Genomic DNA, 15798 nt, shown 5'->3' with positions numbered 1-15798 from the left:
CGAATTATATCGAATATACTATAATGTTAAAAATATAAAAAAAGATTTTAAGATGGACATCATACTTCAGATAGAAAATACGATTGAAAACAACGGCTCCGATTTCGAACTTTCAAAAATTTTCAAACAATATATAAAAGAATACAAAGATTCGCTTTCTGCCCTTTTTCAAAAAAACCAGGGAAAAGATTTTTTGGTCAAACACACCAATGAACTGGACAAGATCATCTCTTTGATGTACAAAACCGTTCTAAGACGCACTTTTGGCATCTATGTTCCGATGAGCACTTCCATCCCCATAACCATTGTGGCTCTTGGCAGTTACGGCCGCGAGCAGCTGTGTGTCCACAGCGACATCGACCTTATGATACTTTACTCGAAATGCGAAGGATACAACACCGATCTTATCATAGAAAAGTTTTTGTATCTGGCATGGGATGCGGGATTGAAACTCGGACACCGCGTCCATGAACTGGGAGACCTCATCAAGGCTTCCCGCGAAGATATCACCATTAAGACAGCTTTCATGGAATCACGTTTTATAACGGGTTCGAATTTTACGTGGCACGGTGCACAAAAAGAGCTGGGCAAGGTCAGACTGGATAATCAAAAAGAGTTTATTCTCGCAAAAATAGATGAAGCAACTGCCAGAAGAAAAAAATATCCGACATCCATGCAGCCAAACATTAAAGAAAGCATCGGCGGACTTCGCGACTCGCAGCTCATTTTTTGGATAGCCAAAACGATCTATGATATCCGCTCGCTCAAAGACCTCAGCGGAACACTTTTTACCGATGAGGAGTATAACGAGTATCGTGTTTCTCTTGAACTGCTTTTTCGCGTTAGAAGCGCTTTGCACCTTATCAACAATAAACAAGAGGACAGGCTTTCATTAGAACAGATGCCCCAAGTCAGCCATATGCTTGGATTTCGCAATGAACGAAAAATGGCGACAAAGCTCTTTCAGGCACAATGGCGCGTAAATAACTTTACACAGATATTCGTCAAAAAAATGGTCAGGTCCTATATAGTCCGTACAGATAACTTCAAGGAGCTGAAAAACTCCCGATTGACAAAAGGTATCTTTCTTATGGAAAACAGGCTGTATGCTTCATACAATCTCAAAGCCCAGCCGATAGAAAGACTTCTGGATATCCTTATATCCCTGCCCGACAGATATTATAGATACGATTCGGGATTTTTGCATCTTTTTACATACTCCATCATCCAGCACCCGTTAAAAACAAAAATATATATGCAGCTCAAAGAGATATTCAAAAAAAACAACAGCTACTGCTTTTTAAAACTCTTTTACAACGCGGGAATACTCCACCAGCTTATCAGCAGTTTCAGAAAAGTAATGTTTTTACCTCAGTTTGACGGGTACCACCACTATCCCGTAGATATTCACTCTATAAAGTGCGTACAAGCACTGGAAAGTATCAAAGAACCGTATATACAAGATATTTACGAAACGCTGAACATGGATGAAAAACTGCTTTTGAAAATATCCACACTGCTTCATGATACGGGAAAAGGAAGGAAACAGGATCACAGCGAAGTCGGCGCAAAACTTATCGCACAGTTTGCCAGACAGCTGAAGTTCAAAGATGAACATATTGACAGGGCCGTGACCATAGTCAAACACCATGTTCTTATGAGTAACGTCGCTTTTAGAGAAAACATACATCACGAGGAGACTCTGTACAAATTCCTCTCGAGTATAAAAGACGAAAAGAATCTGAAACTTCTATATGTTTTGACCTATTCGGATATCAACGGTGTCGGTGAAGATGTCTATACGTCGTTTAATTCAAAACTGCTCAAAGAACTCTACATAAATGCTCTTGAAGTCTCCAAACAAAAAAAGAGGATCAGCGACGCGACCAAGCGTATTCAGATAGAAAAACGCATAAAAAACTCCGATCAGTATGCGACGCTCTCAAAAATAGAGCAGAAAAAAGTTCTGGAGATAGAATCGAATCTCTTCTATTTAAAACACTCTCCTGAAGAGATCATAGAGATAGCAAGACAAGCCAGAAAAACAGAAGAGTTTAGTTTTAAAGTGACGAACAAAACAAGACTGAGCATAGAGATATTTAGACGGGTTCCGCTCAACATCTCCTATCTACTGGCGAGTCTCAGCTATCTGGATGTCGGTTCCATGGATGTCTTTACGCTCTTTAACGGAGTCAAGTATTTTAAAATAGAGTTTTCCGAAAATATCGAAAACGATGCCATTGAACAGATAGAACATATAATAGAAAATTCTTTTGATATGAGCAAGACCATAAATATTAAAAAACCAAATATTAAAAAAGAGGAGATAAATATGGACTGCGAGCATTCTCAGGCATATGCAGAATTAAGCATTCACACAAAAAACCAAAGAGGTCTCTTAGCCTATATTATGGACATTTTTGAGCAAAACAGTATCAATGTAGCAACTGCAAAGGTACATTCTACGAAAACTAAAGCGAGAGATCACTTTTTAATCGAAAAACAAAGCAATATGTGCAATAATGTTGAAAATCTTTTTAAGTTACTAAGTGAGGGATAGTTATATATGTGCGGAATTGTTGGATACTTAGGATCTAAAAAGACAAAGGATATTTTACTTGACGGATTGCAGGAACTTGAGTATCGCGGATACGATTCTGCAGGCATAGCCGTTTTACAAAACGACGACTTTTCGGTTTACAAGGCGGTCGGAAAACTTATAAATCTGCAAGAAAAAGCTTCATCGTTTGACCCGACGGGATTTGCGGTCGGAATAGGTCATACAAGATGGGCCACACATGGAAAACCGACAGAGCTAAACGCACATCCGCATCTAGGCGAATGCTCCTATGTAGTCCATAACGGTATCATCGAGAATTACGCCGTTTTAAAGCAGACCCTGCAGAAAAACGGTGCCAAATTTTTAAGCCAGACCGATACGGAAGTGATCGTGCATCTTTTTGAAAAAGAGTTAAAATCATCCGCATCCGCATTTGATGCCTTTACAAAAACGGTATCACAGCTTCACGGCTCTTTTGCGATCCTGCTCGTAACGAAATCCGAAGACAAAACCATCTTTTTTGCAAAACAGGGCTCGCCTATGATAATAGGCAAAGATGCCGATTCGGAAAAATATTTTGCCTCTTCGGATACTCCGCTCATCGGCAGATGCAGCGAAGTCATATATCTTGACGACGGCGATTACGGTTATGTCACACCCGATGAGATAGCCATCTTTGATAAGGACTCCAAGAAAAAGACTCCCTATTTTTCAAAACTCTCGACAAATAAACTCTCAGCTCAAAAAAGCGGTTTCAGATTTTTTATGGAAAAAGAGATCTATGAGCAGTCCGAAGTCATCGTAGACACACTGACAGGCCGCATAACCGACAAAGAGATACATTTTGAAGAACTTGACTCCCGGCTTTTTGAGGGGATAAACGAGATAAAGCTCTGCGCATGCGGCACCTCTTACCATGCAGCACTTGCTTCGAGCTATCTTTTTGAGAGATACGCAAAGATCAGGGTCTCCGTCGAGATCGCCAGCGAATTTCGATATAAAGAGCCTCTTTTATGCAAAGACACTCTCTTTGTGGTCATATCACAAAGCGGCGAGACGGCAGACACCCTTGAAACGCTTAAAATGGCAAAAAAAGCAGGACTCAAAACCCTTGTCGTGTGCAACGTGGACAACTCATCCATGGTACGCCTTGCGGATGCTTCCCTGCTGACCCGTGCGGGAATAGAAAAAGGTGTCGCATCGACAAAAGCGTTTGCAACGCAGCTTGTAGTGCTGTGGATGCTCTCGCTTTATCTCGCAAAGATAAAAAGTTCTCTTTCTTCCGATGAAATAGCCAGACAGATATCTCTGCTTCGCGAAGTACCGGGCTTATTAAAGATAAAAGAGGAACTGCATGAGAAGATAACCAGACTCTCCAAAAGATACCTTCACGGACACGGCTTCTTTTTTATAGGACGCGACGTATTTTATCCTCTCGCGTTAGAGGGTGCGTTGAAATTAAAAGAGATCAGTTATCTTCACGCAGAAGGATATCCTTCGGGAGAGATGAAACACGGACCTATCGCTCTGGCCGATCCAGAGCTTTTTACTATCGCCCTGCTTCCTCGGCATATGCTTTATGAAAAGAATAAAAGCAATGTCGAAGAGTTAAGCGCAAGAGATTCCACTATCTGCGCCATCAGTCCCGTCGAGTTCGACAAAGCAGACGATTATGTCAAGACATCGGATGTAAAAGACTATATGCTTGAATTTTTTGAGATGATGGTCATCGTGCAGCTTTTATCCATGGAGATCGCAATCAGACTCGGAAATGATGTAGATATGCCACGAAATCTGGCAAAAAGTGTTACGGTTGAATAAGATTAATCTAATCTTAACAATTTATTTTATAATATATAAATAATTATAATAATCGAGACAAGAATGAATACAAAAAATAAATTCCTCTTAATGGTTACTCTGATGCTCGCGGCTCTTGCTACGGCAACAATAGTCAATGTCGGCTTGAACTTTAGAGAGTTTGCCATAAATGCAGCCGTAGCTAAAGCAAAGCTTACCGCCAACATAGTCAAAGACGGTCTTACCGCCCATATGGTCAACCATATAATGGATAAGCGTAAATACTTTTTAAATACCATCACGCAGAACAACGAAGTCAAAAACCTTTGGATAGCCAGAGGCCAGAATGTCATCGAACAGTACGGCAAGGGTTTTAGCTACGAAAACGCCCGTGACGAGATAGACAGAGAGGTACTCGGATCCGGAAAAATGGTAAAAAAAGTAACGGAGACTCCCGACACTGCGGAACTTCGTATAACTATTCCATATATTGCACAAAGTACGGCACAGGTAAGCTGTTTGGAATGTCACAGTGTGAACGACGGGGCCATTCTCGGCGCGATCAGTATGGAGTTCGATATCAACAGCGTCAGAAACGCCAGCACTCTGACAATTGCAAAGATATTCGGTATCAACGTTATATTTATCTTTATCGCTTTATTAGTTCTAAACCATTATATCAAGCCTTATATGGAACTTTTCTCCAATCTAAGAGACGGAATCAAAAAAGCCCACAGCGGCGATTTCTCACATAGATTCGAAACGAGAGTCTCTGGAGAAGGAAAAGATGTCGCAGAACAGATCAATACTCTTTTTCATAAGATGCAGGAAACTTTCGGCGAGATAAAACACAGTCTTTCCACTTTTGTTACAAAATCGAATCTTGCATGTTCTGATCCTCTTTTTGAAGCGAAGATCATTATAAAAGAGCTCGCCGACATCTATAAGTTCAAAAAAACGATAGAACTTGACGATACAAAAGAGCTTGTCTATGAAAGAATCACCACCGTTTTACAAACGAAGTACGATATACACAATTTCTCCTTTTATGAGATCGACAGAATAAACAAGACCAGAGAGGCTATCTATATTTCTCATAAAAGCTATTGCAATACCAATGTAGACAAAAATGTGAATCTATGCAGGGCCTACCGAACCGATACGGACATAATCTCGACGGATTTTCCTGATCTTTGTACCAGCTGCCACCATAACGAAAGCAGATATATCTGCATCCCGTTTGATATAAGTGATGAAGTGTCGCTGACATTGAACGTCGTTGTCGATAACGCTTCGAATTTCGAAGATATTGCCATGAGCGTGTCAAGTATTAAAAACTATATAGAAGCCGCCAAACCCGTGATCGAATCCAAAATATTGACGGACAAGCTCAGAGACACGACCCTCCGCGACGGAATGACGGGTCTGTACAATAGAAGATTCCTAGAACAGTTTATTGACAAGCTGGCAAAACAGGCACTGAGAAACGATACGAAATACAGTGTCTTGATGCTTGATATCGACTACTTTAAGATGGTCAACGATACTTACGGACATGATATGGGAGATGTCGTCATAAAAGCTCTTTCAGAGGTTATAAGAACATCTATCAGAGAAGCCGATCTTGCCGTACGTTACGGAGGAGAAGAGTTTGTCATACTCTTACATAACGCTACTCCTGAAGGCTCATTGTCGGTCGCGCAAAAGATCCATGATGAGTTCAACAAAAGGAAATTTAACGTTAATGGAGAAGTGATACAAAAGACCATCAGTATCGGAATATCACAATTCCCGGATGATGCCAACTCTATCTGGAAAGCTATAAAATACGCGGATACGGCACTTTATTATGCAAAAGAACACGGCAGGGATCAGGTCATTGAATTTAAACAGGAAATGTTCGAAGGAGAAGGAGATAACTTCTAATCAAACTCTGCGTCTGATATGTTTTAAGAAAAAAACTCCTTATATGCGCGACTTTGCATATAAGGAATAAAGATTAATGGCAGCCGCAGCCGTCTGAATTTTCTTCATGTTTTTTCGGTGTCGAAGCGGCCGTCGAACATGCACTCACGCCAGGAGGTGTATTTGGCTGAATAGCCTGATTGTCCACACCGCCCTCATCATTTATCTTTTCTATCATAGCCCAAATCTTTTCAGCTGCCGCCATGTAACGTTTTGCCGTTTCACTTGCAGGCGTAGCATAAACGATAGGTTTTCCTTCGTCTCCTCCCGTTCTTACGGCAGGCTCGATAGGTATCTCGGCAATTATGTTCGTATCGAACTCTTTAGCCATAGGTTCACTCGTACCTTTACCGAAGATGTCATACTCGACACCGGTATCAGGAGCGATGAAACCGCTCATATTTTCCACGATCCCCGCTATCGGAATGTTAAGTTTTTTAAACATATCTAACGAACGTCTTGAATCGTCAAGTGAAACCATCTGCGGAGTCGTGACGGTCAAACCGGCCGTAACAGGGACGCTTTGAGCAAGAGTAAGCTGCGCATCACCCGTTCCCGGAGGCATGTCGATGACCAAGACATCCAGTTCACTCCATAATATATCGCGCAGGAACTGTTCGATCGCTTTCATGATCATAGCACCGCGCCAGATCAGCGACTGTCCCTCTTCCATAAGTGAGCCCATGGACATCATCTCGATTCCGTACGCTTTGATCGGAAGGACTTTGTTCCCGTTTACTTCCGGTCTAAGCGTTTCGACACCTAACATACGAGGAACGTTCGGACCGTAGATATCAGCATCAAGCAGTCCCACTTTTTTCCCCTGCATCGCAAGTGCGATAGCGATGTTTACGGATGTAGTGGATTTACCGACTCCTCCTTTTCCTGAACTGACCATTAAAAAGTTTTTGACTTGAGGAGCGATGTTCTTCCCGTGAGATGAACTTTCTCTAGGCATTTTCGGAGCATTGATAGTAATATTTATATCCGTCGCACCTGCTGCTTTTAGTTCAGCCGTCGCATCATCTTTTATCTGTGCGGCTACTTCAGGCGCACTTGATGTGATATCCACCGATAAACTAACGGCTGTTCCGCTGATATTTATATTATTTACGAATCCGAAAGTTACGATATCTTTCGTAAATCCCGGATACATCACTTTTGAAAGTGCTGATTTAACAATCTCTTGAGTCATCTATTTTTATTTTCCTTTTCATTTGATTTATTACGACGAAGGGGCTAACTCCTTCTATCTAAAATTTGTTTACACTGCTTTGTTTTCTTCTATTATTCTTTCAAGTTCTTCGGTATTTTCCATAATATTTTGAGTTATCTTATAACTGCAGAATTTAGGTCCGCACATCGAACAGAACTCTGCCTCTTTGAACACGTCTTGAGGCAGTGTCTCGTCATGATATTCGCGGGCACGTTCAGAATCGAGCGCGAGTTCGAACTGTTTCTCCCAGTTAAACGCATATCTTGCGTCACTCATCTCGTCGTCCACGTCTCTGGCACCTTTGCGGCCGCGGGCGATATCAGCGGCATGGGCGGCGATCTTGTATGCGATGATCCCTTCACGGACATCCTCTGCATTCGGAAGGCCCAGATGCTCTTTTGGAGTAACATAACAAAGCATACTTGCCCCGTGCCATCCTCCCACAGCAGCACCGATCGCCGAGGAGATATGGTCATATCCCGCAGCGATATCCGTGACAAGCGGTCCCAAAATATAAAAAGGCGCTTCATGACAAAGCTCACGCTGTATTTTCATATTGCGTTCAATCTGATTAAGAGGAACATGTCCTGGCCCTTCGATCATAACCTGAACGTTCTTCTCCCATGCACGAAGTGTCAGTTCACCGAGTACTTTAAGCTCTCCTAACTGTGCATCGTCGCTTGCATCAGCCAAACATCCAGGACGAAGAGAGTCGCCCAGAGACAAAGACACATCATATTTCGCACAGATATCGAGTATTTCGTCAAACGCCGTATAAAAAGGGTTCTCTTTATGATAATGCATCATCCATGCAGCCATAAGACTGCCGCCGCGGCTGACTATTCCCATTTTACGTTTTGCAACCTTAGGCATCGTTTCCAGTAAGAAACCGGCATGAATAGTAAAATAACTCACGCCCTGCTTTGCCTGACGTTCCAAAACTTCAAGCATAACATCTATGCTCAAAGCTTCTATCTTGTTTCCTACATCATGCAGTATCTGATAAATAGGCACCGTGCCTATAGGTATTTTAGAGTTTGCAATTACAGCTTTTCGTATCTCATCGAGATCTCCGCCGGTAGAGAGGTCCATCGCCGTATCTGCTTTATAATGCTGAGAAACCTGAACCTTCTCTATCTCGCCTTGTACGTCGCTTGCAATTGCAGACGAACCTATATTTGCGTTTATCTTGCATTTAGCGGCAAGGCCTATAGCCATCGGCTCCAATGAAGTATGATTGACGTTTGCAGGAATAATAAGTCTTCCGCGCGCAATCTCGCTGCGAACCAGTTCGGGCGAAAGATCCTCTATTTTTGCAATATATTCCATCTCCTCAGTTATTATGCCCTGTTTGGCATAATACATCTGAGTACGAACAGGATCGTTCTGGCGTTTTTTAAGCCATTCGCTTCTCATTTATTTCTCCTTATTACAAACTCTTTTGTACTTATACAAGACCGCACAAAAAATTACCATCTGTATATTTAACAATAAAAAAATTTTCAACTAATTTTAAACTTCCAGAATTTTACACAAACAAGATAAAAAAAAGCTTTTTCACTGTATAATTTCGTAACAGTTTTAGGAAAAACAGGAGAATTTTTGTCTGATTTAACACTAATTATTCTTGCAGCCGGCGGTTCTACCCGCTTTAACAGCCCTATTAAGAAGCAATGGTTAAGAATCGGTCATGAACCGTTATGGCTTTTTGTAGCTTCCCGATTTGAAAAAGCAAAAATATTTTCAAATATCATTATAACGGCATCAAAGCACGACGTTACCTTTATGCACAGTTACACACAAAATAAAATAGTAGAGGGCGGAGCATCCCGTCAGGCATCTTTGAAAAATGCATTAAAGCATGTAGATACGCCGTATGTCCTTGTTACCGATGTGGCAAGATCCTGTATAAGCGACGCGATGCTCGCTAAAATTTTAGAAAAAAAAGATGAGGCCGACTGCATCGTCCCGGCTTTGAACGTAAACGATACCGTCGTGTATGACAAAAACACGATCGACAGAGACAAAGTTCTCCGCATCCAGACTCCTCAGCTCTCCCGCACCGATACGCTGAGAAAGGCTTTGGATACCGACATCGAATATACGGACGAAAGCAGTGCTATAGCCGCAAGCGGGGGTAGCAGGATATTTGTTGAAGGAGAAGAAAATGCTTTTAAACTTACGTTTGCAGGTGATGTCAAAGAGATGGAATGTCTTAAAGGACCCGCAAACGCCGCTTTAATAGGAAACGGGTTTGATGTCCATGCATTTGACGACAAAGGCGAAATGTTCTTATGCGGAGTGAAGATCGAAAACAGTTTTGGATTCAAAGCTCACAGCGACGGGGACGTAGCTATTCATTCACTTATAGATGCTCTTTTGGGAGCCGCGGGAATGGGCGACATCGGTACGCTTTTTCCCGACAGTGATGAAAGCTATAAGGGGATAGATTCGAAAATACTGCTCAAAGAGGTAGTTACGAGTCTTTATAGTTTTGGGTATAGTATAGTAAACGTAGACATAACCATAATCGCCGAAACTCCAAGGATCGGAGCGTATAAAGAGATTATGAGAAAGACATTGTCTTCGATACTGCAGATCCCTGTTTTTCGTGTCAACGTAAAAGCAACGACAACGGAAAAACTGGGTTTTATCGGAAGAAAAGAGGGAGTAGGCGTACAGTCTACTGCTTCGTTAAACTACTTTAATTGGACAAATAAGTGAAAATACTAATCATCGAAAATGAAATTTATCTGGCACAAAGCATTGCGACAAAGCTGGGGGAACTGGGTCACATCTGTGATATGTGTACATCAACGAAAGATGCGCTTAAAAGCAATCTTTACGATGTCGTGCTTCTTTCTACCAATATAAACGGGCAGGACTTCAACCCGATTATAGAAGCGTTTAAAAACTCTATTGTCATCCTGATGGTATCATATATCAGCAACGATACCGTTTCAAAACCGCTCTCGGCGGGTGCAAAGGATTACATCTTAAAACCGTTTATGATCGAAGAACTGATCCGCAAGATCAATCATTTTCAGGATTATGAAAGACTCAAACGCCAGTCCGAATCGTATGAAAGATATCTCAACCACAGTTTCTCCTCAATCTCAAGCGAACATAATTTTGAAAATCTTGAGCTGCCTCTATTTATCTCGTGCAACTTTCAAAAATATTCGGATTCCTTTGCTTTTAAATATGCGAACAAGCAAAATAAACCTCTTTATTTTGTCTCACTGACAAATCCAAAAGCGATGAGCGAGATAGCTTCCCTGCCGATCAGTACCATCATTTATGTTACGGATTTTCAAGTAATCAAAAAATCCGAGAAAAAAGAGTTTTTAGACCTTATAAAAGACAGAAATGTGATAGTATCCAGTACGGATAAGATAGATGACGTGGATTTTGATATCGTAGAGATCAAAAGCGACAATAATATATTCGACCAAAGCGATATACTTCCTATCGAAGATTATGTAAAATATATTGTTTTAAATTATCAACACAAGTTTCCTGATACGGAACTCTCCAAAAAACTTGGAATCTCAAGAAAAAGCTTATGGGAAAAGAGAAAGAAATATGGCATCACAAAGAAAAAATAATTCCCTGTTCATAGATCCTGAAGCAGCATCGGCTTTAGAGTTTTTAAAAGCGGGCCTGTTATACCCTGCGACTTCGTTGATGAATAAAAGAGAAGTTTCAGAAGTACTCTCCACTTCGACGATAAATAAAAAAACATTCCCTTTTCCGTTCATCCTCGCTCCTTCGGGAAAACGCAATGCGAGCGTCCTTAAAGAAGCAAAAGCAGGCGACGAACTCGACCTTATCTGTAACGAAAAACTTTTTGCCACGCTTATCGTCGACGAAGTTTTTGAGATAGATCCAAAAGAGAGACTCCGCCACATATACGGAACGGATGACGAAACACATCCCGGCGTAAGACAGACAAGCAAACGCCTTGGAAAATATGCGGTCTGCGGTGAATATACACTTGCTAAAGAGGTACCCAATCTTCACAAAGATTACATAAAGAACTCTATCGATCTTATCGGTGCAAAAAACATCACAGCTTTGATGATGGCGGTAAATCCTCTGCACAGAGCACATGAACGCCTTATCAGACAGTCGCTGGAAAACAGCGATCTGACAGTCATCTTTTTGCTCAAGCCATATGAGACGGCAGACCTCAAATACAGTATCAGATATGAAGCTCTCAAACATTTTACGGACAACTATCTGCCAAAGAACAGGGTTATCATTGTTCCTCTTGAATCAAACTATATCTTTGCAGGGATCAACGAAATAATCATCGATGCGATCGTCGCGAAGAACTACGGCTGTACAAAACTTACTATCGGGCAAAACCATGCAGGACTTGGGATGTACTATGACAGCAACACGCACAAATCCATCCTCGACCGTGTAACGGATCTGGATATCGAGATCTCTATCGCAAGCGAATATGTCTACTGCAATGTCTGCAAGACTTTAGTCAGTACGAGTACCTGCCCGCACGGACAGCATCACCATATCTCTTATCATGCCGAGTCGATACTCGAGCTTTTAAAACTCGGCATCGTTCCTCCTGCCGTTTTAGTGAGAAAAGAGATATCGGCGTTACTGCTCTCCAAAATGTTTATAAACAGGTTTACAAATCTTGAAAAGCTTTACTATAACCTTCTTCCTATCGGAGGGCTCCTAGAGAACCATACCGAAGAAGATTTTTATAAAGAGCTTATGACACTTTATCAAACGACATCTTTGACATAAGGGTGATGATGAACTGGTTTTTCATAACATTGGGATACAGCGGACTTTTTCCAAAAGCACCCGGCACCGTCGGTTCTTTGGTCGCCCTTATCCTCGGCATACCCCTATCGGCGTATCTCGGCTCTCAGCTTATGTTCACATTAACGCTTTTGATCTCCGCAATCGCAGTCAAAGAGATAAACAAATATGAGCAAAAAAGCGCAGTCCATGACGACAAACGCATTGTCATAGACGAACTGGCAGGCATGTGGCTTGCCCTTAGCATCGCACCTGGCGTTATGCTTGATTTTGACAATATCTTCAACTATGAAAACGGATTTGTCATTCAAGCGATTCTCTCTTTTGTGTTTTTCAGATATTTTGATATCAAGAAGCCTTCTATTATCGGCAGGATAGATAAAAAGATGACAGGGGGACTCGGAGTGATGGCAGACGATATCGTTGCAGGATTTGCAGCGGGAATATCCTCTGCGCTTGTCTGGCAGATAATCTTAAAACTGCAACAGTACTTTTCATAGCCTTTGTATTTAAAGGCTATATACCCTCTGTTATCATCGCATCGGCGACTCTTTTAAATCCTGCGATATTCGCACCGTCTACATAGTTGCCTTCGACTCCGTAATCCTTTGCCGTTAAAGCGACGCGTTTACATATCTGCGTCATCGTCTCTTTTAATCTTTCATCGACCATGTCAAACGACCATTTCTGCATAGAAGCGTTTTGACTCATCTCGAACTCGCTGACGGCAACACCGCCTGCATTGGCAGCTTTTGCGGGCGCAAAACATATTTTATTTGTCAGAAAAAGCTCCGTAGCTTTGGGAGTCGAAGGCATATTCGCACCTTCGCTCACGGAAACACATCCGTTTGCAATGAGATTCTTGGCATCCACTTCCGTTAGTTCGTTTTGCGTTGCGCAGGGGAATGCCGCATAACAAGGTATCGTCCACACAGAGTGTCCGCCGTCTGGATAATCGGCTACCGGAATATAGTTCACATCCTTATAGACCTCCAGATACTCTTTTAGTGTTCCTCTTCTTTCGAGTTTGATCTCTTTTATAAGTTTTAAATCCACGCCTCTGCTGTCATACAGCATTCCTTCGGAATCCGAGCAGGTGACGACTATGGCTCCGATCTCCTGGAGTTTTTCTATCGTATGGATAGCCACGTTCCCCGCACCGCTGACTGTACATACTTTTCCCGTTAAAGGGTCTTTCTTTTCATGTTCGAGCATCGCCTGGGTGAAATAGACAAGTCCGTAACCCGTCGCTTCTGGTCTCATAAGAGAACCGCCGAACATATAGGGTTTTCCCGTAAGCACCCCGTCATATGAAGATGTTATCTTTTTATATTCACCAAACAGATACCCTATCTCGCGGGATCCCACTCCTATGTCACCTGCCGGAACATCGATACGCGGTCCGATATATTTATGCAGTTCGGTCATGAAAGCAGAACAGAACTTCATGATTTCAAAATCGCTTTTTCCTTTCGGATTGAAATCGCTTCCCCCTTTTGCACCGCCTATTGGCAGACCCGTAAGCGAATTTTTCAGTATCTGCTCAAAACCAAGAAATTTCAACACCCCTTCATTGACCGTCGGATGGAAACGAAGACCGCCTTTATACGGTCCCAGCGCATTGTTAAACTGGACTCTGTATCCGGTGTTTACCTGTATCTTGTTGTTGTCGTCCAGCCATGTAACTTGGAACTTGATAACTCTGTCCGGAACGACCAAACGTTCCAGAATCGCATACCTTTTATATTTCGGATCAGATTCCAGCAGCGGAGATATCGAATATATGACCTCCTCCATAGCCTGAAAGAAGATACTGTCTTCGGCACAATTGGAATTTTCAAATTTCATAAGTTCATCTTTTACAGTCTCAAACATGCACTCTCCATCATTAATTTTCTAATGTATGTTATGATTATATCAAATAAAATTCATGGAAAAGACACAATGCAGGAAAATGGTTCACTTGACAGCGCTCTCAACCAAGAGTATGACTTCACTATAAAAGAGATATTATCCGAAGCATGGGAGCTGACAAACGGCGCAAAACTCATCTTAAATGTTTCGTTCATCCTATATATCTTGGTAGCCGTCGTCTTGTCTACCCTTTTATCGTACATTTTTGATCCTAAAATCTATTACGATTCGCATGAGTTTTTAAAAGGTTTTTTGAGTGAACAAGCGCAATCCCTGCTTTCTCTTCCTATCCTTATGCCAATAATTTCCGGTATCGTGATGATGGCTATCAAAAGAGCGGCGCATAAAAAAATAGAAGTTCTTTCCATTTTCAACTATTATGTCCTGGTGTGGCCGCTGGTATTTGCATCGCTGTTTGTTAATGCAGTTGTCATCATAGGCTTTCTTCTGCTTATAATACCGGGAATATATCTAAGCATCACTTTTGCTTTTGTCATCCCTCTTATCATCGATAAACAGCTTGACATCCTAGATGCGATGAAAACCTCCTTTAAGGTCGTACGAAAGAGATGGTTCAAGTTTTTCGGAGTCTATCTTATCCTTATATTTTTAAGCATACTCAGCCTATTGACGTTTGGAATAGGTTTTATATGGGTACTGCCTCTGTCGTTTATGACAAACGGCGTTTTATACCGCAGACTTTTTGGTTATTCAAATCTGGAAAATATCGAGGATGAGAGCACAGAATGATTATTCTCTGATCTCTTTTTTATTTGTCAGCTGCTGCAGATAGTTCGATATGTTTATCAGTGAGAACGTGATAAGGAATATCAAAAGCCCGGGAAAGAAACTTACCCACCACGCTATCTCTATAACCTCTTTGCCGTCGCTTATGATCGTTCCCCAGCTCATCTGGGGAGCGACGATGCCAAGACCGAGAAAACTGAGCCCGGATTCGGCAAGGATCGCTCCGCCCACGCCAAAAGTAAAACTGACAAAATAGATGGGTGCTAAAAGCGGTGCATAATACTTCAGCAGTATCTTCCACTTCGAGACTTTTGCAATGTTTAAGATCTTAATAAAAGGTTGTGAAGTGATAGCGTAACTCTCGCTTCTGATCAGCCTTGCCGTCGTCATCCATCCCGTTATGGAGATGATGACGATCAATACCCAGACCGAAGCGTTGACATAACTGACAAGCGCTAAAAGCAGAAAAAAAGTGGGAAAGGTCAAGAAAATATCTACAATAACGACAAAAGCCTTATCCACTTTTCCTCTTAAATATCCTGCGGTCGCACCAATGATAAGCCCGACAAAAGTCGCAATAAAAGCACTTACGATACCGATGATCAAAGAGACTTTTCCACCCTCTATCAAACGTGCCAAAAGATCGCGTCCGAGCCTGTCGGTACCGAGAAGAAAATGTGTCGAAGGGGGAGAGAGAATAGCCCCTGTGTGAAGATCCGAAGGAGATACCGTGTAAAAAAAAGAACCTGTAAAACTAAAAAGCATCACCGACACAAGGACAGCGATGCTAAAATAGGGAATC

12 protein-coding genes are annotated in these 15798 nt (G+C 41.9%); 8 read left to right on the top strand and 4 right to left on the bottom strand.

Annotation, left to right across the window (positions count from 1 at the left end; genetic code table 11):
• Nucleotides 1–52 precede the first annotated feature (52 nt).
• The 3 genes from WCY03_RS03705 (at nt 53) to WCY03_RS03695 (ending at nt 6286) form a co-directional block, all read left to right on the top strand.
• Nucleotides 53–2560, top strand: coding sequence for an HD domain-containing protein (locus WCY03_RS03705; protein ID WP_345993648.1), 2508 nt, complete (start codon nt 53–55; stop codon nt 2558–2560).
• 6 nt (nt 2561–2566) lie between these two features.
• Entirely contained in the window at nt 2567–4381 is a 1815-nt protein-coding gene (gene glmS / locus WCY03_RS03700; RefSeq protein WP_345993647.1) for a glutamine--fructose-6-phosphate transaminase (isomerizing), read from the top strand.
• A 63-nt stretch (nt 4382–4444) separates the two neighbouring features.
• Nucleotides 4445–6286 carry a GGDEF domain-containing protein gene (locus WCY03_RS03695; protein ID WP_345993646.1) on the top strand — a complete coding sequence of 614 codons (1842 nt, stop codon included), beginning with the start codon at nt 4445–4447 and terminating at the stop codon, nt 6284–6286.
• Nucleotides 6287–6359: 73 nt separating this feature from the next.
• Here the strand turns inward: WCY03_RS03695 and WCY03_RS03690 are convergent, their stop codons facing one another.
• A complete protein-coding gene (locus WCY03_RS03690) occupies nt 6360–7520 on the bottom strand; it encodes an Mrp/NBP35 family ATP-binding protein (RefSeq protein WP_345993645.1) in 1161 nt (386 codons plus the stop codon).
• A 69-nt stretch (nt 7521–7589) separates the two neighbouring features.
• Nucleotides 7590–8957 (bottom strand): phosphomethylpyrimidine synthase ThiC, encoded by a 1368-nt coding sequence (gene thiC / locus WCY03_RS03685; protein WP_345993644.1) that lies wholly within the window; start codon nt 8955–8957, stop codon nt 7590–7592.
• Nucleotides 8958–9143: 186 nt separating this feature from the next.
• Here thiC and WCY03_RS03680 point away from each other — a divergent pair, with 186 nt between their 5' ends.
• From WCY03_RS03680 to WCY03_RS03665, 4 genes are read left to right on the top strand one after another with little or no spacing between them, the layout of a single operon-like run.
• A complete protein-coding gene (locus WCY03_RS03680) occupies nt 9144–10265 on the top strand; it encodes a bifunctional 2-C-methyl-D-erythritol 4-phosphate cytidylyltransferase/2-C-methyl-D-erythritol 2,4-cyclodiphosphate synthase (RefSeq protein WP_345993643.1) in 1122 nt (373 codons plus the stop codon).
• Nucleotides 10262–11149, top strand: coding sequence for a response regulator (locus tag WCY03_RS03675; RefSeq protein WP_345993642.1), 888 nt, complete (start codon nt 10262–10264; stop codon nt 11147–11149). The genes WCY03_RS03680 and WCY03_RS03675 overlap by 4 nt, the downstream gene beginning before the upstream one ends.
• The gene (locus tag WCY03_RS03670) at nt 11127–12317 is read left to right on the top strand and encodes a sulfate adenylyltransferase (protein WP_345993641.1); all 1191 of its coding nucleotides are present in this window, start codon (nt 11127–11129) and stop codon (nt 12315–12317) included. The genes WCY03_RS03675 and WCY03_RS03670 overlap by 23 nt, the downstream gene beginning before the upstream one ends.
• 8 nt (nt 12318–12325) lie before the next feature.
• Complete coding sequence (locus WCY03_RS03665; protein WP_345993640.1) at nt 12326–12835, top strand: phosphatidylglycerophosphatase A; 510 nt, start codon at nt 12326–12328, stop codon at nt 12833–12835.
• A gap of 16 nt (nt 12836–12851) precedes the next feature.
• On the opposite strand, the gene gdhA is transcribed toward WCY03_RS03665, so the two are convergent.
• A complete protein-coding gene (gene gdhA / locus WCY03_RS03660; protein WP_345994060.1) occupies nt 12852–14183 on the bottom strand; it encodes an NADP-specific glutamate dehydrogenase in 1332 nt (443 codons plus the stop codon).
• Nucleotides 14184–14279: 96 nt separating this feature from the next.
• On the opposite strand from gdhA, the gene WCY03_RS03655 reads away from it, so the two are divergent.
• Nucleotides 14280–14999 (top strand): hypothetical protein, encoded by a 720-nt coding sequence (locus WCY03_RS03655; protein ID WP_345993639.1) that lies wholly within the window; start codon nt 14280–14282, stop codon nt 14997–14999.
• Here the strand turns inward: WCY03_RS03655 and WCY03_RS03650 are convergent, their stop codons facing one another.
• Nucleotides 15000–15797, bottom strand: a complete 798-nt coding sequence (locus WCY03_RS03650) for an ABC transporter permease (RefSeq protein WP_345994059.1) — start codon at nt 15795–15797, stop codon at nt 15000–15002.
• Nucleotide 15798 lies beyond the last annotated feature (1 nt).

Origin of the sequence: Sulfurimonas sp. HSL-1716 (assembly GCF_039645975.1) — a bacterium.
Taxonomy (GTDB): domain Bacteria; phylum Campylobacterota; class Campylobacteria; order Campylobacterales; family Sulfurimonadaceae; genus Hydrocurvibacter; species Hydrocurvibacter sulfurireducens.
This window is presented reverse-complemented; position numbering and strand designations above follow the sequence as displayed.